The sequence below is a fragment of the Amycolatopsis sp. NPDC049868 genome (genome assembly GCF_044461365.1).
GTDB lineage: Bacteria > Actinomycetota > Actinomycetes > Mycobacteriales > Pseudonocardiaceae > Amycolatopsis.
The window spans coordinates 312,620-333,946 of record NZ_JBITKV010000007.1; the positions used below are offsets into that span (position 1 = coordinate 312,620).

Here is a 21,327-nt window from a genome sequence, read left to right on the forward strand (position 1 = left end):
GATCTCTATTCGTCAGGCGGTGACGAGGGACAGGCCGTAGTTCTGCAGGATCTCGTTCACCGGCTGGAACCAGGTCTCACCGCCGGAACCGCAGTTGCCCCAGCCGCCGGAGGTGACGCCTTGCGCCTGGTCACCGGTGATGAAGGAGCCGCCGGAGTCGCCGGGTTCGGCGCAGACGTTGGTGCGGGTCATCTGGTGGACGGCGCCCTGCGAGTAGTTGACCGTCTCGTTGTGCCCCAGCACGGTGCCGCAGTGCCAGTGCGTCGTCGAACCGGATCGGCACACAGAGGTGCCGACCGGTGCGACCCACGAGCCACGGACGAGCGCGTCGCTCACGGTGCCCCAGCCGAGGACGACCGGCGCGGTCCACCAGCCGTTGCCGATCCGGATGAACGCGTAATCGTTGCCGGGGAAGGAAGAACCGGCGAAGCTGCCCATCGCCGAGCCGTCCCAGCCGACGACCGAGCTGCCGATGCCGCCGCAGTGGCCGGCGCTGACGAATCCACCGTGGACGCTGAAGCCGATCGAGCAGCGGGTGTTCCCGTTGATGTAATACGGGTCGCCGCCGACGGTACCGGCCGCGAACGGTTCGGCCTTGGGCGCGGTGACCACCGTGACCGGACCGGATTTCCTTGCCCTGGCCAGGAAGTCGTCGACGTCGGAACCATGCGCGCCCGGCCGCAGCGCGACCACGACGCTGCCGCTGCGCGGATCGGCGCGCCAGCCGCTGACGGCGGCGGGGGCGGGCCGGGTCTTGGCCGACAAGTCGATTTCGGCCTTCGCCGCGTCGAGCTGGGCCGCGCTGATCGCGACCGCGGTGGGTTCGGCACCGGCCTCCCGGACGGCGGACGCCGCCGCGGGGTCGGTCACCCCGACGACGAGTTCACCGCGCGCCGGATCGAACCAGGCGCCGCCGAACGCCGCGCCGGCGGCCCGCTGCGCGGCGGGCAGCACCCGCGAGGCGGTCATTTCCTGGGTGAGCCGGGTCGAGGCCTGCGCGGCGGTGAGCCCCAGGTCCCGCTGCATCGCGGCGAGCAATCCGGGGGATGCCTGTGCGACCGGGGCGAGGGCGGCTGAAGTGAGACTCGCGGTCAGGACGGCGGCGCCGCCGAGTGCCAGGGCGATTCTTCGACGCATGGTTACTCCTCCAAGGCCGGGGGAAAGAAACACACTGCCCGCCGAGTGTGGGGCCGTGACCGGGGAAAGGGCGAGGAATGTCCGGTCTTCTGTCCGTAATTCACAAGAGCGAACGCCGATTTTTGTCTACTTAGGACAGTCGGCCAATGGGCCCTCCGCGCGCTCCCGCCACGGTTCCAGTACGTTGCGGAACATGACCGCGTCGCCGGAGGATGTGCCGGAGCAGGTGCTGCGCACCTCGATCGTCGAGCGGCTGTTCGCTCGTGAGGCCGACCATCGGCCGTTGTTCACGCACCAGGACCACGGTGCCGGTGTGGACAGCACGGTCACCTGGACGGAGTTCGTCGCCCGGGTGCGAGTGGTCGTGGGCGCACTGCGCCTGGTCACTCGGCCGGGTGATCGTGTCGCCGTGCTCACCGGCCAGGACCTGAACTATCCCTTGGCCTTCTTCGGCGCACTCGCCGCCGGCCTGGTGGCCGTGCCGTTGATGGCGCCGGGCAGCCCTTCCCAGCGCGGCAGGCTCGCCGGTGTGCTGGCGGACTGCGGCGCAAGGGTTTGGCTGACCTCTTCGGCCGCCGCCTCGAAGGTGCGCGAAGCCGGCGAGCCGGACCACCTGATCGTGGTCGACGAACTCTCCGGGCCGGGGATCGATCCGCTTCCCGTCGCGCCGGAAAGCCCCGCGTATCTGCAGTACACGTCCGGGTCGACCCGGGAGCCCGCCGGTGCCGTGATCCCGCACCGGGCGGTGGCCGCGGCCTGCTGGCAGGCGAGCCGGGCCTACGCCGTCGACGAGCGCACGACCTGTGCCGGATGGATCCCGTTCTTCCATGACATGGGCCTGATCCAGCTGTTGTGCCTGCCGGTCCACGCGGGAGCGCGATCGGTGTTCATGTCGCCCGCCGAATTCGTGCATCGCCCCGTGCGCTGGCTGCGTCAGCTCGCCGATCACCCGGCCGTGTTCACCGCCGCGCCGAACTTCGCGTTCGACCTTGCCGTCGAAGCCGCCGAAGAAGCTGGGGACGACCTCGATCTCTCCGACGTCCGGGTCGCGCTCAACGGCGCCGAGCCGGTCCAGCCGCGGACGGTCGCGCGTTTCCTAGAGGCCTTCGGCCCGCGGGGGTTCCGCGCCGAAGCGCACCGTCCCTCCTATGGACTGGCCGAGGCCACTGTGTACGTCGCGAGCGCGGGCGTCGAGGGACCGCGGAGCGCGGTCTTCGACAGAGAAACCTTGGCGCAGGGCCAAGCGATCGAGGTGGCGGAGGGCCAGGAACTCGTCTCGGTCGGGCGCCCGCTCGGCCAGCGGGTCCGGATCGTCGGCGACGGCGTGGCGCGGCCCGACGGCCTCGTCGGGGAGATCTGGATCCACGGGCCGAACGTCGCGTCGGGGTACTGGGGCCGCGGTGACGCCGCCGCGTTCGGGGGCGAACTCGACGGCGTCGGTGGTTGGCTGCGCACCGGTGACCTCGGCGTGTTCCACCGCGGCGACCTCTACATCACCGGCAGGCTCAAGGATCTCATCGTCATCGACGGCCGTAATTTCCATCCGCAGGACATCGAAGCGGTGGCGGGGGAGGCGCATCCGGCGATCCGCCGCGACCGCGTCGCCGCATTCGGTGTCTCGGACGAAAGGGGCGAAGGGGCGATGTTGGTAGCCGAATGGGCAAAGAACGCCGAAGCGGATGTCAAAGAAGTGACGAGAGTGGTATTGCGCGCCGTTTCACGGGAACATGATCTGACGCTGCGATCTGTCCGTCTGGTTCCCTCCGGTGACCTTCCGCGCACTTCCAGTGGCAAGGTCGCGCGGGCCGCGGCGAAGGCGCGTTATAGTCGGCCCCGTGGGTGATCACCGCGCGGAGGTCGTGAAGGTCGTCAGTGAGACTTTTCGGCTTGATCCCGCCGAAATCGAGTCCGACGCGCCGCTCGAAGAGCTGGGTATCGACTCCAAGGGACGGATAAAACTCCTGTCGGCGCTGGAGATCTACCACGACGTGAGGATTGACCTGGACCAGCTGGACCGGTTCACCGACATCGGGTCGGTGGCCGAAGTGCTCGAAGAGGCACTCGGCGGTAAAGCCGACGCATCCGACGAAAGGCGCTGAAAAGAATGAGCGGGGGCTTCACCGCGGCGACCGATGCGCTTTCATCGGCGTCGAAGAACATCGGAAAGCTGACAGAGCAGTTGCTCGAAGACAACCCGGATCTGTCGAGCACTCCGGTGAACGCGGCCGGTTTCGGCCAGGCGCACGGCGACCACGCGAAGAAGTACACCGACGGCGTGGCGGCGTTGTGGGCGTCGGTCCAGGGGTACAGCACCACGCTCGGCTCGTTCGGCACGAACCTCGGCACCGCGGGCACCGCGTACGGCACCAACGAGGACGAGCAGAAGAACAAGATCACCAAGACGGGGATGCGCTAGTGGCCACCAAAACCACCTGGACCGACGTCAAGGCCGTCCTCGACGACCCGGCCGTTCCCACCGAGCAGAAGACCAAGCTCATCGGCTCGTGGATGCGGACGCATCCGGCGCCCCCGCCGTGGACGGCGGACCAGGAGCCGGAGGAGATCAAGGAGAAGCGCAAGGAAGCCGAGAAGTACGCGGCGTCCTACAACGCCCTTCCGTTCCTGCCCTACGACGACGACCTCGACAAGGTCTACGACAGCGCGAAGGGCGCGGGCGATCAGGCCAGCTTCAACCGGAAGGAGGAGAAGAAGGCCGTCGACGAAGGGAACAAGAAGCTCGACGACACCAAGGAACCCACCGCCGACGGCGCCGGGACCAAGACTTCGGACGAGATCTTCGACGCCGCCGCGCCCGCTCTCAAGGTCTTCGAAACCTTCGGCTCGCTGCTGGCGAAGCTCCCGGAAGACTGCCGGGGCACCACCCGCGCGCTTGACATCGAAAAGGACATCAGGAAGCCGTTCGACGAGCAGCGCGGCATCAGCTTCCAGAACTTCGTCGACGACGCCGCCCATTTCAAGACCGGTTCGAAGACCGTTCAGAAGACCATCGACGACACCGGTTCCCAGCTGAACACCCTCTACGGGACGTGGACCGGCGATGCCGCGGACGCCTCCTCGGACAACTACAACGAGAAGATCCTCCCTAAGGCCAAGAAACTCTCCGAGACCCTGAACAACGCGAGCGAAGCGACGCTGCACACCAGCGCGACGGTGTTCAAGCTGTGCAAGGGCAAGGCCGACACGGTCATCGATCTCTACAAGGAGATCGTCGGCAAAGCGGACTTCCCGATGGCGCAGAAGGTCATCGCCATCGCCGCCGGTGAGAAGAGCGGCAAGGAAGACCTCGGCGCGATCGCGGGCTGGATGGACGTCAACTTCGGCTCCAACCTGGTCCAGCAGCTGAACAACGACGGCTGCTGCGACGACGACGAGTTCAAGAAGGCTGGCCAGAACCTCGCCAAGCAGTGGATCCAGCGGCAGTTCATCCCCGAGATGTGGACCGTCATCTACGAGGGCTTCGCCAAGTCCTGCAAGGACACCAAGGAATTCGTCGACCAGGCCTACGACGAACTCGACAAGGTGATGGGCAAGGTCAAGAACGAGTTCGAAGGCGCGGGTGACAAGGGCGGCGCCGGCGGCGCGGGCGGCCCCGGTGGCACGGGCGGCGGACCCGGTGGCCAGGGCCCGGACTTCACCGGTGGTCAGGGTGGTTCCGGTGGTGACAACGGCGGTTCGGGAACCGGTGGGCCGGGTGGTGGCCCTGGCGGTGGCCCCGGTGGTTCGGGCAAGGGGCCGGACTTCACCGGCGGCACCGGCGGTGGACCGGGCGGCGGCCCCGAGGGCGGCACCGGTGGTGGTCCCGGATCGGGTGGTTCCGGTCCGGGTGGTGGCACCGGTCCGGCAGGGCAGGTCAAGCCCCCGCCGGTCCCGGACGTGAACATCCCCGAAGGCGGTTCCGGCGGTGGCCCCGGCGGCGGTCCGGACCCGAGCAAGGACCAGACGTCACCTTCGGGCTCGGTCCCGCCGCCGTCGAACGGCGACGAGCAGAAGGCCGCCGCCGAAGAGGCGAAGAAGCAGGCAGCGGCGGCCGCCGAAAACGCCAAGAAGCAGGCTTCCGAGGCGCTGGGCAAACTGGGCGACGGTCCGGCCGGTGGCGACCTCGGGGGTTCCGGCGGTTCCGGTCCGGGCGGCGGAGGCACCGGCGGTGGTCCCGGTGGCGGTGGCAACACGGACGCCGCGGCCGACGCCAAGGCGGCGGCGGAGAAGGCCACTGAAGAGGCGAAGAAGCAGGCTTCCGACGCGCTGAACAAGCTGGGTGACGCCCCTGGCGGCATGGGCGACGGCGATTCCAAGGACGGCGACTCGAAGGATGCCGAGAAGTCCGCGGACGAGGCGAAGAAGAAGGCTTCGGAAGCCTTGGACAAGCTCGGCGACGAGTTGCCCGGTGAAGGCGGCGACAAGCTGGCCGGTGACAAACCCGGTGAGGACGGCGACAAGGCCGAGGACGGCGAACGCGAGACCCTCAAGGTCAAGCAGGGCGACAAGACCTTCGAGATGACCGAGCCGGACAAAGACGGCGAGATGGAGATCAAGGTCGGGGACGGTTCCGGGCCCGCCAAGGACTTCAAGCTCGACTGGACCGGCGACGGCGACGAGTCCAAGCTGGGCTCCACTCCCGGCTCGGACGACGGGAAGCCGGACAAGGACGGCGTCCACCGTCCGGGGCCGGACGGCAAGATCCACATCCAGGACGGCGATGTGAAGATCACCGCCGAACGTCCAGACGGCCCGTCCGGGCCGACGGTCGTCACCGTCGACGACGGCACCGGCAAGCCGACCACGTACACCCTCGGCGAGGACAAACCCGCCACGGACAAGGCATCGCATCCGGCGACTCCCGTCACCGGGACGGTGCAGCCCGACTCCAAGCCGGCGTTCACCCCGCATCAAGGCGGCGGCGGGACCGTCCCCGACGGGATCCGGGGCGGTGACATCGGTGGCGGTGGCGGTGGTGGCTTCGGTGGCGGTGGTGCTTCGGCACCGTCGATGCCCTTCGAATCCGCGAGTCCCGCGGCCGGTCAGCCGCTGACCGAGGGCGTGCACACCGGAGGCGGGACACAGCAGCCGCAGCATGTGGCCGCGGGTGCCCCGTCCGCTCCGATGAGCGGCACGGCAAGCCAGTCGTTCGGTGGCGGCGCGATGCCTCCGATGGGTGGCATGGGTGCCGGCGGAGCGGGTGGCCAGGGCGGCGGAGACCAGGAACGGACCAACCGCGCGTACCGGATCGAGGGCGAGGTGTTCGACCAGATCAACGAACCCACCGGCCGGATCACCGGGTCGTTGCTGGACGATGAGGATCAGTCGGTCACCCGCAAGCGGTGAGCCGGGGCAGGGGAGAACAGATGAGCGCCGATGACACCGCCGCCATGAGGGCGACTCTGGACGGTCTCGTCCGCGAGCAGTCGGAGCGCCGGGCACTGCGGGATCAGCGTGCCGACGAGATCAAGGCCAGCTCGCAGGAGTTCATGACCAAACAGGTCCAGACCGCCCAGCGGTACGTCGAGCACCGGCGGGAACTGGGGCAGCGCAAGACGAAGTCCGGTTGGAGCACCGACCGGTCGCACGCGCAGCCGGGGAACGCGTCGGCGTTCGAAGACGACCCCGTGGACATGGCGGCTCCGTTCACCTCGGAGCCGCCGCCCGCCGCCCGCCCGGCGCGGGACACGCCTCGGCGCGCTCCTCGTGCCCGCCCGGCCCCTGCTGACGACGAGGACGACGCCTTCCTCAACAACCGTTGGCGCGACTGACTTCGCGACGTCAGACGACGAGGCCGAGCACCAGCACGATCGGGAGTGAGATCACCGACGCCAGTGACATGGCGACAGTGTGGGTCTTGAACGTGCCCCGGGTGCTCAGCCCGAGCAAGGATTGGAACATCCAGAAGAAGTTGCTGCTCACGTGAGGGAGGAACAGCGCGCCGGAGCAGGCGGCGAGGGCCACCAGCACCACCGGGACGCCGAGTGAGCCCGCGATCGGCGCGAGGATGCCCGCCGCGGTGATCGCGGAGATCGAGATGGACCCCATCGCGATGTGCAGGACGGCGGCGATCAGCCAGACGAGTACCAAGGGCGGCAGGAAACCGGTGCCGAACGAACTCGCCAGCACGTCGCGCAGCCCCGATTTGCCGATCACCTCGGCCACCGATCCGGAGAGCCCGGACAGCACGAGAATGGGGCCGGCCATCGCCAGCGCCTTGCCGACGGCCGCGTTGACTTCGTGCGAGGGAAGGACGCGCCGGGCGAGCAGATGCGCGAGGCCGGCGCCGATCGCCATCGCGATCACCGGCTCGCTCAGCAGCGAGACCGGTCCCAACGGGAAGCGGAAGGCGTCCGCGAGCGCGCCGAGGGCGATCAACGACAGGGTCAGCAGCACCGGGGAGACGGACAGCGACAACGGCAGCTGCCGGGCGGAGGCGGTGGTGACCGCCGTTTCTCCGCCGATATCGGTCTTGAGCTCGTCGACGGCCGGATTCCACCGGAGCCCCCGGCGTAGCAGCACGCTGAAGACGAGCGTCGTGAGCACCGCGGTCGGGAGACCGACGGCCAGCCCGAACAGGAACATCTCGCCGAGCGGCACCCGGAGAAGTCCCGCGACGGCGAGCGCGGCCACCCCGGGGACGACGAACACGAGCCCGACCTCGATCCCCGCGGTCAGCGCGCCACCCATGAGCGCGACACCCCTCGGCCCCAGCCTGCCGCCGAGGCGCCGGGCCAGCGGCGCGGTGAGCACCAGGACCACGTCGGAGTAGATCGACGTGAACACGGTCGACAGGGAGACCGCGAACACCATCGGCACCCGCTTCTCCCCGAAGACGCCCAAGAGCCGTTCGAGGACGCGATGCAGGGTGTTCGTGGCCGTGAGCAGCGAACCGATGACGACCCCGAAGGTGATGAGCATGCCGATCTCGGCCATCACGTCACCGAATCCGGCGGCGAGCGCTTCGGTCGTGCCGTGGACCCCGAGCCCCGTGGCGAGCCCCAGATAGGTGGCGCCGATCAGCAGGCCGAAGATCGGGGGCGTCTTGAGCCAGGTGATCATCACGACGATGCCCACGATGGCGATACCGGTGTGGGCAAGGAGCCAGGCATCGGACACGGTGCCCTCCTCGGAACTCGCGACGGGACGGCGCCGGTGCCGACCCTCGTAGCGACCCAGTAAGCCCTTCGGGTGGCTCGCCGGTCCAAGACCGGGTAGCTGGCAAGCTGATAGGCCTCGACTATCGACCGCGAGGAGGCCGGAGTGGATGCCCGTCAGCTGAAGTACTTCCTGGCCGTCGTCGACGCCGGAAGCGTCCACCGGGCGGCTGAGCTGCTCTTCGTCGCCCAGCCGTCGGTCTCCCAGGCCTTGCGCACGCTCGAACGGGACCTCGGGAGCCTCCTGTTCCACCGGACCGGCCGCCGCCTGGTGCTGACGGCGGCAGGGCACGCGCTCGTGGCGCCCGCGCGGGAGGTCATGCGCGGGCTGGAGCTCGCCAGGGCGACGGTCGAGGCAGTCGACGGTCTCCTCGGCGGGGAGCTGGTCATCGCCTCGATGCCGTCGCAGTCGATCAGCCCGCTCACCGACCTGATCGCCGCCTTCGCCGCCGCCAACCCGCTGGTGCGGATCTCCGTCCGCGCGGCGAGCACACCCGCCGACGTCGGGAAGATGCTACCACCGGCGACGCCGAACTCGGCCTGATCGCGGCCTCGCCGACGGCCGCGGCGCTGCCCGGCCTCGAGGCGTCGCACCTGGAGACCCAGCGCTTCGCCTTGCTGGCCCGCGACGAGGCGGCACTGCCCGCCGCGGACCCGGTCCGCCCCGCCGAACTCGCCGGGGCCGCGCTCATCGTCGGCCAGCAGGGCACGGGGATGCGCCGCGTGGCGGACGCCGTGCTTCGTGAAGCTCCCGGCAGCCGGTTCGCCGTCGAAGTGGAACACCGGGAAACCGTTCTGCCGCTCGTCCTCGCCGGAGTCGGCATCGCGGTGGTCACCGATTCCTGGCGCGCGCTGGCGAAAGCGGCGGGGGCGGCCGTGCGGGCACTCGACTGCCCCGATTCGCTGGCGGTGTCGCTGGTGCACAGGCCGGGGCGGCTGAGCCCGGCCGCGGCGGCCTTCCACGGCCTGGCGGTGGCCGGCAGATAGGCGCAGCCTCTCAACGCGGCAGCAACTGGGTCTTGGACGCACGGGCCCGCTCCGACGTCAACTGGACCCATGACCAGTTACCGCATCGCGCTCATCCCCGGCGACGGCATCGGCGCCGAGGTGCTGCCGCCCGCACAGGCGGTGCTCGCCGCCGTCGGCAAGCGGCACGGGATCGAATTCCGTTACGACTCCTTCGATTGGTCCTGCGAGCGCTACCTCGCCGAGGGCGCGATGATGCCGTCCGACGGGCTCGACCGGATCCGGCGGCACGACGCCGTGCTGCTGGGCGCGGTCGGCTGGCCGGGGGTGCCGGACCACGTGTCGTTGTGGGGGTTGCTGATCCCCATCCGGCGCGGCTTCCGGCAGTACGTCAACCTGCGGCCGGTCAAGGTGCTCGACGGGGTGCCGAGCCCGTTGCGCGGCGCCGGAGACGTCGATCTCGTCGTGGTCCGCGAGAACGTCGAGGGCGAGTACTCCGAGATCGGCGGGCGGCTCGGCCGGGGCACCGAAGACGAACTGGCCGTGCAGGAGGCGGTGTTCACCCGCAAGGGGGTCACGCGCGTCGTCGAGTACGCCTACGAACTGGCCAAGACCCGCCGGAACCACGTGACTTCGGCGACGAAGAGCAACGGGATCGTCCACACGATGCCGTTCTGGGACGAATTGGTGGAGGAGGTGGCGGAGCGGCATCCGGACGTGCGCACCGGAAAGGAGCACATCGACGCGCTCGCCGCGAAGCTCGTCCTGGCACCGGAACGGTTCGACGTGATCGTCGGTTCCAACCTCTTCGGTGACATCCTGAGCGATCTGGCGGCCGCGGTGGCCGGGAGTATCGGGGTCGCCCCGGCGGCGAACCTCAACCCGGAGCGGGAATTCCCGTCGATGTTCGAGCCGGTGCACGGCTCCGCTCCCGACATCGCCGGACAGGGCAAGGCGAATCCGTTGGGCGCCTTGTGGTCCGCGGCCATGATGCTCGACCACTTGGGACACCCCGAAGCGGGTGAGGAACTGTTGGCCGCCGCGTTCGGCGCGCTGGCAGACGGCGTCAGCACCGTCGATCTCGGCGGTACGGCCGGCACCGACGCGTACACGCGGGCGGTGCTGGACCGGGTGGGCTGAGCGCGTACGGGTTTGCCCTTGCCGCCGCAGGGTATTCACTCCGGGTGAGGCAGGGCTGACCGGTATCGGGGCGGGATGGTTCATGGTCGACGTGAAGATGACGGTAGACACTTCTCCCGAGCGCGTGTTCGAGGTGCTCGCCGACGGGTGGACCTACGCGGCCTGGGTGGTGGGCGCCTCCCATATCCGTGACGTGGACAAGGGCTGGCCTGCGCGGGGAACGCGCATCCAGCACTGTGTCGGGTCCTGGCCCGTCCTGCTCGACGACGTCACCAAGGTGCACGTCGCCGACCCGCCGCGGCTGCTCGAACTCGAGGCGCGGGCCTGGCCGTTCGGCACCGCCCGGATCCGGTTGGAACTGCGGGAAACCGAGCCGGGGACCACGGAGATCCTGATGTCCGAGCAGGCGACCCGCGGGCCGGGCCGGGTGTTGCCGGAGGCGGCGCAGGCGCTCTTCCTGGTGCCGCGGAACCGGGAATCCTTACGACGTCTCGCGGACCTCGCAAAGGGGCGCGCGGCGGCTTAGCCGGCGGACTGGTCTTGATGGCTCGGCCTGCCGAACCGGATCCGGTCCCGCGGCGGGTCGAGGGGGCGGCTCCCGCCGCGGCGCCCGGTACGGATGGCGGCGAGGAGTTCGGTGATCGTGGCCGCCGAGTCGTGCCGCGGCCGCCAGCCGAGTTCCTCCCGGGCGCGTCGAGTGTCCACAAGGGACGCTCTGTCGGCCAGGTGCAACCAGGACGGGTGCAGGGGTTGCAGACCCAGCCGCCAGCTCGGCCAGGCCAGCGCGGTCAGGAGCTTCAGCGGTACCGGAATCCTGATCCCGCCTGCCAGCCCGGCCAGGTCGCGGCTTTTCAGCACCGGCTCACCGGCGAGATTGAACGCCCCGGTCGCGCGCCGGTCGAGGATCGCCAGGATCGCTTGCGCCACATCGTCGGAGTGCACGATCTGCATCCGCAGTCCCGGCCACAAGGGCACCGGGAGCCAGTCGCAGCCGAGCGGCAACGGCGGCGCCAGCGGGCTGAGCAGCCATCGGGAGAACTCGGCCGCCGCGTCCGGCTGCACGACACCGCACGGGCGGATCCGTGCCACGCCGATGTCCGGGTAATGACGGCAGAACTCGTCCAGCTGTGTCTCGAAAGCCGCTTTTCCCTCGCTATAGGCGCTTCCGGTGAGCCCGCCGCAGGGCCAGTCCTCGTCGACCTCGCGCCGGCGGGCGGCCGGGGTGTAGGCGGCGACCGAGGACGCGCACACGATGTGCTCCACGCCGGCGTCGGCGGCCGCGCGCAGGACGTTCGCGCTACCCGCGACGTTGGTGCGGCGCATCGCCGGATCGTCCGCGCGCGGGTGGATCGCCCAGGCGAGATGCACGACCGCTTCCGCACCGTCGAAGACCTCGGTCAGTGCCTCCCACGCGTCGTTCGCGCCGACGTCCTGCTGGACCCAGCGGGCCGACGAATAGGGCGCGGCGCTCGTATCGGGCCGGTGGCGTGCCACCCCGACCACCTCGTGGCCCTCTCCGCGCAGAGCCCGGAGCAAGGCGGTCCCGACGTTCCCGCTCGCGCCGGTGACGACGATCTTCATCCGCGGCGTCCTCATCGGTAGACGGCGCGGTGCGCGGCACGCACCGTCGCCCGGTAGACGGAACCGGCCCAGCCGTCCCTGGCGAGGGCGGCCCTGGCGGCATTCGACCCGGGCGCGCCGTGCACCGCCCCGCCGGGATGCGCCGAGGCGGACGCCAGGAAGAGCCGGTCGATCGGAGTGTCGGCCCGGCCGAGACCGGGGACGGGCCGGAAGAAGAGCTGTTGCTGGATCGCCGCGGTCCCGGCGTTGATCGAGCCTTCCACCAGGCTGTGGTTTCCTTTCCGCAGCTGGGCGGGCCCGGCGATCGCGCGGCCGGCGATCAGGTCCCGGAAGCCGGGCGCGTGCCTCTCGACGACCTCTTCCATCCGGTCGGCGTGGCGCCGCAACCGGGAATCCGGCCAGGATTCGCCCCTCGGCACATGGGTGTAGGCCCACGCCGATTCGGTTCCGGCGGGGGAGCGGGCCGGGTCGGCGGTGGTCATCTGCCCGAGCAACAGGAAGGGGTCGCGGGGCACCCGCCCGCAGGCGAGATCGTTGGCGATCCCGGCGAGCCCGTCGAGATCCGCTCCGATGTGGAGGGTCCCCGCCTGTCCGATTTCGGCGGCGCTCCAAGGGATGGGTGAGGACAACGCCCAGTCCACCTTGATCGTGGCGTCGTCCCAGACGAACCGGTCCAGATCGGAAACCAGCCGCGCGGGCAGATGCTCGGCACCGACGAGATCCCGGTACAGCACCGGAGCGGGGACGTCGGCGAGCACGGCCCGGCGGGCACGGACCGGCCGTCCGCCCGCGTCACGGACACCCACCGCCCGGCCGCCCGAGAGCGTCACCTCGGTGACCGGTGTATCGCAGACGATCTGGCCTCCCTTGGCGGTCAGGCGGTTCACCAGCGCGTCGGTCAACCGGCCCGCCCCGCCCTCCGGGACCGGGAACCCGACGTCCTGGCCGAGCATGGTCAGCAGCCAGCCGAACACACCGCTTCCGGCCTGGTCCGGGCCGAGATCGGTGTGCATCGCGTTGCCCGCGAGCAGCAGCCGGGCGCCCGCACCGTCGAATTTCTCCTTGCCGAGGCCGCGAGCGGTCAGCGTCAGCATCCTCGCCAGCCGGAACGATTCCGCGGTGCCGAGCGTCTTGAGCAGCCGCGCTCCCGGCCGAACCGGCGGAAAGGGACGCACGATCGCGTCCAGCAGTGGCTCGCGCAGACGCCGCCAGCTCGCGTGTTCGGCCCGCAGGTTGTCCGCGTCCCGTTCGTCGAACTCCGCGACGGAGCGCGCGGTGCGTTCGAGGTCGCGGGACTGCAGGACATACCGGTCGTCGGGCAGCACATGCGCCAGCACCGCCGGGGCGTGCCGCCACCGCAGGCCGTGCTCCTCGAGGCCCAGACCGGCGAGCACCGGTGAGGCCGCTCCGAGCGGGTAGAAGGCACTGTAGACGTCGTTCCGGAAACCCGGCGCGGTGAGTTCTTCGGTCCGGACCGCACCGCCGGGCTTCGGCGTCGCCTCGATGACCAGCGTCTCCCAGCCCGCGTCGGCCAGCAGGTTGGCCGCGACCAGGCCGTTCGGCCCCGACCCGATCACGACGGCGTCGACTTCCATGATCAGGGCATACCCCGGACGCGCTGGTTCAATCCCTGAAAGGCCAGCCAGGTCTCGTGCTGTTCCTCGGTCCTGGTCCACAGGGCGGCCAGTTCGCCGGCGCCGATGTCCTCCAACGGGACCCGGAATTCCCGCAGTGTCGCGGCGAATTCGTCCAGGGAGGACAGGGTGCGGCGGTCTCCGTCGCCGCGTCTGACCGTGCGCGCGCGAAGAGCGAGCTCGTGGCCGTCGCGATGATGTTGCGCCACGAGCACCTTGGCGAACACGGAGTCCGGCGACCTGGTCCCGGCCCGTTCGGCGAACTCGGCGAGCTCGCGGGGCGCGGTGCGGAAGTCGCAGGAGTCGATCGTGCCGCCGGGATGGTGGTGCATCCGCCAGGTCGCGCTGCCGAGACGTTCCATCCGGAACGGCAGTTCTCCTTGCTGGTGCGTGCCTTCCCGCAAGGGGAGCGGCTCGAGGAACGCGTCCCCGATGCCGGTGTCGGCGAGCCAGGATTCGCCGTCGACGTCGACCAGCAGGGCGATGTGGTTGCCCCATTGGCCTTCGCCGCGGGTCGAGCGCAGGATGGCGCCCTCCACGATCGTCACCGCGAATCCGGCGGCCTTCAGCAAGAGCCCGAGCGCTCCGTTCATTTCGTAGCAGAGACCGCCACGGCCGCGGCGCGCGAACTTGTCGATCAACGCGTCCGGGGTGAGCAGGATCGGCCTCCCGAGCTGGACGTCGAGGTTTTCGTAGGGCACTCGCAGCCGCCACGCGCGGTGCAGGTTCCGCAGGGTGGCCAGATCGGGCCGGACGGGCTCGCGGTACTCCAGCCGGTCGAGGAACGCGTCGATGGTCATGTGCCTCTCCTCCCAGTGGACGCTAAAACTAGAGTAACTCTAATTTTAGAGCCCATCTAGTATGCTGGGTTCATGACCGAACCGGCGGGCTTGCGCGAGCGGAAGAAACAACGCACTCGGAAGGCGTTGATCGAAACCGCGTACCGGCTCTTCGCACGGCAGGGCTACGACCGGACGACCACGGCCGAGATCGCCGCGGCCGCCGAGGTGTCCACCGCGACGTTCTTCAATCATTTCGCCACAAAGGAGGACCTGCTCCTCACCGAAGACGGCTCGCACATCCTGGACGCGGGGCTGGACGTGTTCATGGCGCGTGAGGCGGACGAGACGCCGGCCGGGCTTCTGCGGCGGGCGATGCTCCGGATGCTGGCCGAGGCGGGGGCCGGGCTCCGTGACCCGGCCGGCGAGCCGGAGCGGATCCGCCTGGAGCTGATCACGTCGGTGCCGTCGTTGCGCGCGACGATGCTGCAGCGGGCGTTCGACGCTCAGCAGCGGCTATCGGCCGCCCTGTGCCGAGCCTGCGAGGGCGAGCTCGACGAGCTCGACGCCGCGGCGATGGTCGGCGCCGTCACCGGCGCGATCTTCGCCGCCGGGTTGACCGCCCTCCGGCTCGGGACCCCGCTCGATGAGGCCATGCGGCGCGCGATCGACCTCGCGACAGCGTGACGAGCCGTCGCGTTCACGAGCGGTGCCAGGCGATCCCGCGATAAGTGGAGTTGTCCGCGGCGAAGCCGTAGCCGATGATGACGGTGCCGTTCGCGTTGATGTGCTGGGCCACGATCGCCGTGAGCCCGCGAGGCGACGGAAGCGGGAGCGGCGTCGCGTCCGCGTCCCAGCGGACCGGCCGCACCGTGCCCTGGCCGGCGGATTCGCCGACGACCGTCCCTGCGTCGTCGATGTCGAAACACGTGCTGGCGTCGTGCGAAGGCAAGGGCCGGAGCATGGTGGGGCGTCCGTCGGGAGCCCAGCGCGCGCAGGTGCCGCGCCGGTCCGCGGTCACACCCCAGCCGATCGCGACACCGCGCGCGGTGATCCGGACGACCTGTCCCGCGGAGAACTCCGGCTCGCCGGTCAGCAGGATCGTGCCCCCGTCACGGTTCCACACCACCCCGTCGCCGAGGATGGCACCGGAGTCGGTGATCCCGCAGGCCGTCGCTCGGCGGGGCGGAGGCAGTTTGCTGATCTTCCCGGTGGACGTCCAGCGCACCGCGGTCAGGGTGCCCGTGCCGTTCTTGGCCGATCCGACGACCTCGTCCAGACCGTTCAGGTCATGCCCTTGCGTCTCGCCACCGCCGGAAAGGGTGTCGAGTTCGACGGCCTCGCCGCCGGGTCCCCAGCGCAGCGCCCGCCAGCGGTAGCCCGGCCACATCACGTTGCCCAGCACCGATCCGCGTTCGTTCACCCGGCAGACGGTGCCGGAGAGCACGCCGTCGGGGAGTTCGAGCGCACGCACCCGGCCGTCGGGGCGCCAGCACACCGGCCGGAGATGCTCGCCGACGTAGAGCGAGCCCGCGACGAGTCCCGCGGCGTTGACGCTGACCGCGCGCCCGCCGGAACAGCCGTCGAGGACCGGCAGAGGCGTGGGAGCACCGTCGCCATCCCACCGAACCGGCCGCGAACCCGACTCGCCCACGATCGTCCCCGCGTCGTTCACGCAGTACGCGCCGGTGCCCTCGCCCTCGGTGAGCGGTCGTAGGTCGACCGCCGTGAAGCCGGGTCCCTCGGGTATCGGATCGGGCACGAGTGGGCAGCCTAGTGCGAGAGCGCACGCGATGGGGAAACTTGCACTGACCGGGTGACAGGGCGCGCTCCACAATGGAGCTGTCTACGGGGTCAGCACGATCCTGCCGAAGACCTCGCCGTCGTCCATCTTCCGGTGCGCCAGAACGGCTTTCTCCAGGGGCAGCAGCTCGTGCACCACGGACCGCAGTTCACCGCGCGCCGCCGCGGCGAACTGGTCCGCACTCGCCGCCCGCCGATCCGGCTCGGGGATCGAGTCCGCGCTGAAGACGGCGAACGACAGGGACTTCCGGAACGTCGCCATCAGCTTCGCGCCGAAGTCCGCCGGCGGCATTCCCGCGACCACACCGACGACGACCATGCGGCCGTTCGGGTTCAGCCTTTCGAAGAAGGACGGCATGTCCACACCGGACACGATGTCGATGACGACGTCGTAACCCGCTGGGCCGTCCCCCGTGCCGGAGCGGTCGAGGACGTGGGTCGCGCCCAGCTCGCGCAGGCGGTCGCCGCGTTCGGCCGAGGACGTCGTCACCGCCACGGCGCTCGCGCCGCCGCTCGCCGCGAGCTGTACGGCCATGATCCCGATGCTGCCCGCCGCCCCGCGCACCAGCACCGATTCACCCGCCGCGAAATGGGCGTGGGCGAGCGCGAACCGGGCCACCATGCCGGAGGTTCCGAGCGCCACCGCGTCGGCGGCGGGCAGGTTTTCGGGGAGGGGCACGACCTTTTCGGCCGGGATGGCGACCTGTTCGACGTAGCCGCCGCCCTCACCGGTGAACGCCCAGACGCGCCGCCCGATCCAGGCCGGATCGACACCACCGCCGACCGCGGCGACGGTGCCCGCCACCTCGTTGCCGGGGATGTGCCCTTCCTCGAAACCGAAACCGGCCAGGGCGCCGCTCCGGATCACGGTGTCGACGCCGCCGACGCCGATCGCTTCCACGCCGATCAGCACTTCTCCCTCGGCGGGAACGGGAACGGGGACGTCGATCACGGCAAGGCCCTCAGGGGCGCCGAACGTCCGGATCTCGACTGCTCGCATTTCTTCGTCTCCTGGTCGTCGATCACTGATTTTCCGACGTTAACGGACGCCCCCGTCCGTTTTGGCTAAAGTGAGAGTGGTGACCGATCGTTTGCCTCGGATCCCGCGCTCCGACACCCTGGACAACCGTGAACGCATCCTCGAAGCGGCTCGCGCGCTGTTCGCCACCGAAGGCCTGAACGTGCCTCTGCGGGAAGTCGCGCGCCGCGCCGAAGTGGGTCCGGCCACGCTGTACCGCCACTTCCCGACCAAGGAGATCCTGGCGACGGAGGCCTTCGCCGAGCAGATGCGCACCTGCCACGTCGTCGTCGACGATGGGCTCGCCGATCCCGATCCGTGGCGCGGCTTCTGTTCCGTGATCGAGAAGATCTGCGAGCTGCACTCGCGCGACCGGGGTTTCACGGCCGCCTTCGTCTCGGCCTTTCCCAAGGCGGTGGACTTCACCGCGGACCGCGACTACGCGCTCAAGGCGATCGCCGAGCTGGCCGTCCGGGCCAAGGACGCCGGGAAGCTGCGCTCCGACTTCGTCCTCGACGACCTGATCCTCATGCTGATGGCCAACAACGGGATCCAGGCCGCTTCGGCGGCCGCGCAGGTCGCGGCGTCCCGGCGGTTCGCCGCGCTCGTGATCCAGGCCTTCCGGGCCATCCCGGAGCCGTCGCCGCTGCCGCCGGTGGCACGGCTCGCTCTCGTGATTCCGGGGATGACCCGCTGAGTCATTTCCGGCGGGCTTCGAGGCCTTCCAGGATGAGGTCTAGGCCGTAGCCGAATTCGCTCGTGTGGTCGTAGCCCGGCTGCCGGGCGTGGCCGGTGATCACCTCGGCCAGATAAGGGAATTCGCCCGGCGGCAGCTGCTCCAGGATGTCGTCGGCCACCTCCGCGACTTCTTCGCTCGCCGGGAGATTCGCCTCCTGTAGTACGAAGCCGCCGATGTAGCTGTCAATGAGCGAGATCGCGTGCACTGCCATCGGGAGGGTGAATCCCGCCCGCCGGAGCACACCCAAGACGGCGTCGTGGTGGCGCAGTGTCGCCGGCCCTGGATTCCGGCGGGAGTCCATCAGGCCGAGTGCCCAGCTGTGCCGCGACAGCACCGCGCGTGCGGACGAAGCGCGTACACGGATGGCCTCACGCCAGTCGCCGGTTTCGGCGCCGGGCAGCTCGATCGCCGCGAACACCGTGTCGACCACGCCGTCGAGGATCGCGTCCTTGTTCGGCACGTGGTGGTACAGCGACATCGCCTCCACGCCGAGGTGCTGCGCGACGCGGCGCATCGTCATCGCCTCCACGCCGCCGCGATCGGCGACTTCGATCGCGGCTTTCAATACTCGTTCCCTGGTGAGCGATCGGCGAGGCGGCACGTTGACAACCTTACAGGCGTAAGTCAGCCTTACGAGCGTAAGGCTATCGAAAGGAGCGCGCGATGCCGATGCCGAGATGGTGGGGCCACGTCAACAAGCGGGTCTTCAACCCCCGCGCGATCGCCGGCGGGAAGTACCCGGTGCTGATCCACGTCGGCCGCACCTCGGGAAAGACCCACCACACGCCGCTCGACGCGCATCCCGTGGACGGCGGCTACCTCTTCGTCCCGGTGTACGGCCCGGACGCGGACTGGGTGCGCAACATCATGGCCGCGGGGGAAGCGCGGCTTCGGATCGACGGGCGGGAAGTGGACCTCACCGGTCCACGGCTCGTCGGGGCGGACGAATTCCCCGACGGCGCGACCCGTCCGCCGAAACTCCTCCGCGTCACCGTATTCCTCCGGATGGACCTGAAACCCTGAGGTGACCCTGTGGCCGGTTAGTACCGGGGAGGGAGGCGACATCGTCCTCCAAGCCGATGCCCGGTGCGCCGCGGCTTCGTAGTTTTGCCGGTATGAAACGAACTTCAGTGGTCATCGCCGTACTTTGCGCGGCAACGCTCGTTTCCCCGGCCGTCGCGTCCGCGGCGCCACCGCTGCAGCGGACACTGCAACGCGACGCAGACACGCTCGTGGCGAACGGTTCACCCGGTGTGCTCATGGAGGTGAGCACGGACAAGGGAAGCCTCAAGGTGCGCAGCGGCCACGGCGATCTGCGGACCAGGACCCCGATGCCGTGGAACGGCCACTTCCGGATCGCCAGTTTCAGCAAGACGTTCCTGTCCGCGACGATGCTCCAGCTCGTCGGTGAGGGGCGGCTTTCCTTGGAGGACAAGGTGGACCGGTGGCTGCCCGGGGTGGTGAGCGGCAACGGCAACGACGGCAAGGCCATCACCATCCGGCAGTTGCTGCAGCACACCAGCGGTCTGCACGACTACATGGCGGAACTCGATCTCTTCACCGAGAAAGGCTTTCTGCGTCACCGGTTCGACGAGCTCAGCGCGTCCGAGGCGGTGAAACTGGCGGTCGGCAAGCCGCCGGAGTTCGCGCCGGGGACGAGCTGGGGTTACTCCAACACCAACTACGTGCTCGCCGGGCTGGTGACCGAGAAGGTGACCGGCCGGGACTGGCGGCAGGAGATCATCGACCGCATCGTCCGCCCGCTGGACCTGCGCGAGACCACCCTGCCCCACACGTCGCCGTTCATCCCGGCCCCGCACGCGCGGGGTTACGACCGGTTCGTCGTCGAGGGGTCGAATCCGCCGCTGCTCGGACGTCGGGTGGACGTGACGCTGATGAATCCGTCGATGGGCGGGGGAGCGGACGGCTCGATCAACAGCACCACCGAGGACGGCAACAAGTTCCTGCGGGCGCTGCTGGGCGGCAAGGTGCTCGCACCCGCGCAGCTGGCCGAAATGAAGAAGACCGTCCCCGCGGAGGGGCTCGGCGAGTACGGGCTCGGCCTCCGGAAGGCGACGAGCTCTTGCGGCGACTACTGGGGCCACGGCGGCGCGCTGCCCGGGTACCTGACGGGCAACGGAGTGACCGAGGACGGCAAGCGCAGCGTGATGGTCTCGCTGAACACCCTCACGCCGTACAACCCCGGTGCCCCGCTGCCGGAGGTGCATCCGATCGAGCCGGTGATCGACCACGCGCTCTGCGGCCGCGGCTGATCCGCCACTCACGAGGCGGGTTGGGCGGCTGAGGTACATGAAGGCCCCCTTGCTTGCGTCTAGCGCAAGCAAGGGGGCCTTCATGTACTTGGGGCCTGGCCCGGGATCAGGCCGCAGCCGGAAATCCACTCACGAGCCCCAAGATCTCGCGGCTTCGACAAGAGCCGTGACGCATTCGGCGACGGCCGGCCGCGTTTCCCCTTGCGGCTGCACGGCGTAGAGCTGCCGGTGCAGGGCAGGTTCGAGCGGGGCGCACACGACGGTCGGCGGCGCGATCGTGGTGGCCATACTCGGCACCAGCGTGACCGCGCCCAGCCCGGCGACGACGGCGAACTGCGTGCCGAATCCGCTGACCGTATGCCGCACGATCGGTTCGATCCCGCGTTCGCGCAGGGTCTGGCGGATCCAGGCGTTCGCCAGGGTGGGGCGCGCCCAGGCGACCCAGATCTCCTCCGCGAGATCTTCGGCGCGCACCGAATCCGCCCCGGCCAGCGGATGTCCGGCCGGGAGCACGATCATCGCCGAGTCGTCGCGCAGTTCGGTCCAGCGGGTGGCGGGCGGCCGGGTGAGCGGCAGGTTCTCCCAGCTTTCGACGACCACGACGTCGAAGACACCGTCGGCCAGCGCGGGAAGGGCCACTTCGGGTTCGACCTCGTGCAGCCGCGCCTCGATACCGGGGTGGTGGACGGCGAGGCCGGTGAGGGCGGGCGTGATGAACGTGTGCACTCCCGAGGGAATGGCGCCGATCTCGACGACCCCGGTCGTCTCGCCGGTCAGGGAGTCCAGATCGGCGCGGGCGGCGCGAAGTTCGGCGAGCACCCGGTCCGAGCGTTGCGCCAGCAGCAGTCCCGCCGGGGTGAGCCGCACGCCGCGTCCGTGCCGGACGAGGAGCCCGGTGCCCGCCTCGCGCTCCAGTTTGGTCAGCTGCTGGGAGATCGCCGACGGCGTCACGTGCAGCAGTTCGGCCGCCGCGGCGAGCGATCCCCGCCGCCACACCGCGTGCAGCATCCGTAGCCGTTCCACATTGGACAGATCGCCACTCATTAGCCGAGCTTAACCCTCGGGGTAAGAGGATCTCGCTGGTCCTCACGGTCGCCGTGCGA

General features: G+C 69.8%; 21 protein-coding genes and 1 pseudogene. 13 read left to right on the forward strand and 9 right to left on the reverse strand.

The window, feature by feature from the left end:
• Window positions 1–12: 12 nt before the first annotated feature.
• Window positions 13–1,137, reverse strand: a complete 1,125-nt coding sequence (locus tag ACIBTM_RS28455) for a S1 family peptidase (RefSeq protein ID WP_395880211.1) — start codon at window positions 1,135–1,137, stop codon at window positions 13–15.
• 193 nt (window positions 1,138–1,330) lie between these two features.
• Between ACIBTM_RS28455 and ACIBTM_RS28460 the strand changes: the two genes are divergently transcribed.
• From ACIBTM_RS28460 to ACIBTM_RS28480, 5 genes are read left to right on the forward strand one after another with little or no spacing between them, the layout of a single operon-like run.
• Window positions 1,331–2,980 (forward strand): fatty acyl-AMP ligase, encoded by a 1,650-nt coding sequence (locus tag ACIBTM_RS28460; RefSeq protein WP_395880212.1) that lies wholly within the window; start codon window positions 1,331–1,333, stop codon window positions 2,978–2,980.
• Window positions 2,973–3,236: an acyl carrier protein gene (locus tag ACIBTM_RS28465; protein ID WP_395880213.1), complete on the forward strand. Its 264-nt coding sequence runs from the start codon at window positions 2,973–2,975 to the stop codon at window positions 3,234–3,236. The genes ACIBTM_RS28460 and ACIBTM_RS28465 overlap by 8 nt, the downstream gene beginning before the upstream one ends.
• A 5-nt stretch (window positions 3,237–3,241) precedes the next feature.
• On the forward strand, window positions 3,242–3,553 hold the full coding sequence (locus ACIBTM_RS28470) for a hypothetical protein (protein ID WP_016333370.1): 312 nt from the start codon (window positions 3,242–3,244) through the stop codon (window positions 3,551–3,553).
• Window positions 3,553–6,480: a WXG100 family type VII secretion target gene (locus ACIBTM_RS28475; protein WP_395880214.1), complete on the forward strand. Its 2,928-nt coding sequence runs from the start codon at window positions 3,553–3,555 to the stop codon at window positions 6,478–6,480. The genes ACIBTM_RS28470 and ACIBTM_RS28475 overlap by 1 nt, the downstream gene beginning before the upstream one ends.
• Before the next feature lie 20 nt (window positions 6,481–6,500).
• Window positions 6,501–6,905, forward strand: a complete 405-nt coding sequence (locus ACIBTM_RS28480) for a hypothetical protein (RefSeq protein ID WP_395880215.1) — start codon at window positions 6,501–6,503, stop codon at window positions 6,903–6,905.
• Window positions 6,906–6,915: 10 nt separating this feature from the next.
• On the opposite strand, the gene ACIBTM_RS28485 is transcribed toward ACIBTM_RS28480, so the two are convergent.
• Window positions 6,916–8,253 carry a GntP family permease gene (locus ACIBTM_RS28485; RefSeq protein ID WP_395880216.1) on the reverse strand — a complete coding sequence of 446 codons (1,338 nt, stop codon included), beginning with the start codon at window positions 8,251–8,253 and terminating at the stop codon, window positions 6,916–6,918.
• A 144-nt stretch (window positions 8,254–8,397) separates the two neighbouring features.
• Here ACIBTM_RS28485 and ACIBTM_RS28490 point away from each other — a divergent pair, with 144 nt between their 5' ends.
• The 4 genes and pseudogenes from ACIBTM_RS28490 (at window position 8,398) to ACIBTM_RS28505 (ending at window position 10,923) form a co-directional block, all read left to right on the forward strand.
• Window positions 8,398–8,835 carry a LysR family transcriptional regulator gene (locus ACIBTM_RS28490; protein ID WP_395880217.1) on the forward strand — a complete coding sequence of 146 codons (438 nt, stop codon included), beginning with the start codon at window positions 8,398–8,400 and terminating at the stop codon, window positions 8,833–8,835.
• Window positions 8,790–9,278 (forward strand): annotated as a pseudogene (locus ACIBTM_RS28495) (LysR substrate-binding domain-containing protein); the annotation flags it as partial. The gene ACIBTM_RS28490 and the pseudogene ACIBTM_RS28495, both read left to right, overlap by 46 nt.
• 69 nt (window positions 9,279–9,347) lie before the next feature.
• A complete protein-coding gene (locus ACIBTM_RS28500; protein ID WP_395880218.1) occupies window positions 9,348–10,397 on the forward strand; it encodes a tartrate dehydrogenase in 1,050 nt (349 codons plus the stop codon).
• Window positions 10,398–10,479: 82 nt separating this feature from the next.
• Window positions 10,480–10,923 (forward strand): SRPBCC family protein, encoded by a 444-nt coding sequence (locus ACIBTM_RS28505; RefSeq protein ID WP_395880219.1) that lies wholly within the window; start codon window positions 10,480–10,482, stop codon window positions 10,921–10,923.
• Here the strand turns inward: ACIBTM_RS28505 and ACIBTM_RS28510 are convergent.
• Genes ACIBTM_RS28510 through ACIBTM_RS28520 form a run of 3 tightly spaced genes read right to left on the reverse strand, consistent with a single transcriptional unit; the run spans window position 10,920 to window position 14,412 of the window.
• The gene (locus ACIBTM_RS28510; protein ID WP_395880220.1) at window positions 10,920–11,978 is read right to left on the reverse strand and encodes an NAD-dependent epimerase/dehydratase family protein; all 1,059 of its coding nucleotides are present in this window, start codon (window positions 11,976–11,978) and stop codon (window positions 10,920–10,922) included. The genes ACIBTM_RS28505 and ACIBTM_RS28510 overlap by 4 nt on opposite strands.
• An 11-nt stretch (window positions 11,979–11,989) precedes the next feature.
• Window positions 11,990–13,573 carry a phytoene desaturase family protein gene (locus tag ACIBTM_RS28515; RefSeq protein ID WP_395880221.1) on the reverse strand — a complete coding sequence of 528 codons (1,584 nt, stop codon included), beginning with the start codon at window positions 13,571–13,573 and terminating at the stop codon, window positions 11,990–11,992.
• 2 nt (window positions 13,574–13,575) lie between these two features.
• Window positions 13,576–14,412 carry an arylamine N-acetyltransferase gene (locus ACIBTM_RS28520; RefSeq protein WP_395880222.1) on the reverse strand — a complete coding sequence of 279 codons (837 nt, stop codon included), beginning with the start codon at window positions 14,410–14,412 and terminating at the stop codon, window positions 13,576–13,578.
• 72 nt (window positions 14,413–14,484) lie between these two features.
• Between ACIBTM_RS28520 and ACIBTM_RS28525 the strand changes: the two genes are divergently transcribed.
• A complete protein-coding gene (locus tag ACIBTM_RS28525) occupies window positions 14,485–15,078 on the forward strand; it encodes a TetR/AcrR family transcriptional regulator (protein ID WP_395880223.1) in 594 nt (197 codons plus the stop codon).
• A gap of 13 nt (window positions 15,079–15,091) precedes the next feature.
• Here the strand turns inward: ACIBTM_RS28525 and ACIBTM_RS28530 are convergent, their stop codons facing one another.
• On the reverse strand, window positions 15,092–16,153 hold the full coding sequence (locus ACIBTM_RS28530; protein WP_395880224.1) for a hypothetical protein: 1,062 nt from the start codon (window positions 16,151–16,153) through the stop codon (window positions 15,092–15,094).
• A gap of 84 nt (window positions 16,154–16,237) precedes the next feature.
• On the reverse strand, window positions 16,238–17,194 hold the full coding sequence (locus tag ACIBTM_RS28535) for a zinc-binding dehydrogenase (protein ID WP_395880225.1): 957 nt from the start codon (window positions 17,192–17,194) through the stop codon (window positions 16,238–16,240).
• 79 nt (window positions 17,195–17,273) lie between these two features.
• On the opposite strand from ACIBTM_RS28535, the gene ACIBTM_RS28540 reads away from it, so the two are divergent.
• Window positions 17,274–17,909, forward strand: coding sequence for a TetR/AcrR family transcriptional regulator (locus tag ACIBTM_RS28540; RefSeq protein WP_395880226.1), 636 nt, complete (start codon window positions 17,274–17,276; stop codon window positions 17,907–17,909).
• Window position 17,910: 1 nt separating this feature from the next.
• Here the strand turns inward: ACIBTM_RS28540 and ACIBTM_RS28545 are convergent, their stop codons facing one another.
• Window positions 17,911–18,516, reverse strand: a complete 606-nt coding sequence (locus ACIBTM_RS28545) for a TetR/AcrR family transcriptional regulator (RefSeq protein WP_395880227.1) — start codon at window positions 18,514–18,516, stop codon at window positions 17,911–17,913.
• 98 nt (window positions 18,517–18,614) lie between these two features.
• Between ACIBTM_RS28545 and ACIBTM_RS28550 the strand changes: the two genes are divergently transcribed.
• Window positions 18,615–18,974 (forward strand): nitroreductase/quinone reductase family protein, encoded by a 360-nt coding sequence (locus ACIBTM_RS28550; protein ID WP_395880228.1) that lies wholly within the window; start codon window positions 18,615–18,617, stop codon window positions 18,972–18,974.
• Window positions 18,975–19,066: 92 nt separating this feature from the next.
• The gene (locus ACIBTM_RS28555) at window positions 19,067–20,224 is read left to right on the forward strand and encodes a serine hydrolase domain-containing protein (protein ID WP_395880229.1); all 1,158 of its coding nucleotides are present in this window, start codon (window positions 19,067–19,069) and stop codon (window positions 20,222–20,224) included.
• Window positions 20,225–20,353: 129 nt separating this feature from the next.
• On the opposite strand, the gene ACIBTM_RS28560 is transcribed toward ACIBTM_RS28555, so the two are convergent.
• Entirely contained in the window at window positions 20,354–21,268 is a 915-nt protein-coding gene (locus tag ACIBTM_RS28560; RefSeq protein WP_395880230.1) for a LysR family transcriptional regulator, read from the reverse strand.
• Between the last annotated feature and the right edge of the window lie 59 nt (window positions 21,269–21,327).

Bases quoted from the DNA above. Each gene is read 5' to 3' on its own strand.
- ACIBTM_RS28455 (WP_395880211.1), bottom strand. From the start codon at position 1,137: ATGCGTCGAAGAATCGCCCTGGCACTCGGCGGCGCCGCCGTCCTGACC.
- ACIBTM_RS28460 (WP_395880212.1), top strand. From the start codon at position 1,331: ATGACCGCGTCGCCGGAGGATGTGCCGGAGCAGGTGCTGCGCACCTCG.
- ACIBTM_RS28470 (WP_016333370.1), top strand. From the start codon at position 3,242: ATGAGCGGGGGCTTCACCGCGGCGACCGATGCGCTTTCATCGGCGTCG.
- ACIBTM_RS28480 (WP_395880215.1), top strand. From the start codon at position 6,501: ATGAGCGCCGATGACACCGCCGCCATGAGGGCGACTCTGGACGGTCTC.
- ACIBTM_RS28500 (WP_395880218.1), top strand. From the start codon at position 9,348: ATGACCAGTTACCGCATCGCGCTCATCCCCGGCGACGGCATCGGCGCC.
- ACIBTM_RS28505 (WP_395880219.1), top strand. From the start codon at position 10,480: ATGGTCGACGTGAAGATGACGGTAGACACTTCTCCCGAGCGCGTGTTC.
- ACIBTM_RS28510 (WP_395880220.1), bottom strand. From the start codon at position 11,978: ATGAAGATCGTCGTCACCGGCGCGAGCGGGAACGTCGGGACCGCCTTG.
- ACIBTM_RS28515 (WP_395880221.1), bottom strand. From the start codon at position 13,573: ATGGAAGTCGACGCCGTCGTGATCGGGTCGGGGCCGAACGGCCTGGTC.
- ACIBTM_RS28520 (WP_395880222.1), bottom strand. From the start codon at position 14,412: ATGACCATCGACGCGTTCCTCGACCGGCTGGAGTACCGCGAGCCCGTC.
- ACIBTM_RS28525 (WP_395880223.1), top strand. From the start codon at position 14,485: ATGACCGAACCGGCGGGCTTGCGCGAGCGGAAGAAACAACGCACTCGG.
- ACIBTM_RS28535 (WP_395880225.1), bottom strand. From the start codon at position 17,194: ATGCGAGCAGTCGAGATCCGGACGTTCGGCGCCCCTGAGGGCCTTGCC.
- ACIBTM_RS28550 (WP_395880228.1), top strand. From the start codon at position 18,615: ATGCCGATGCCGAGATGGTGGGGCCACGTCAACAAGCGGGTCTTCAAC.
- ACIBTM_RS28555 (WP_395880229.1), top strand. From the start codon at position 19,067: ATGAAACGAACTTCAGTGGTCATCGCCGTACTTTGCGCGGCAACGCTC.
- ACIBTM_RS28560 (WP_395880230.1), bottom strand. From the start codon at position 21,268: ATGAGTGGCGATCTGTCCAATGTGGAACGGCTACGGATGCTGCACGCG.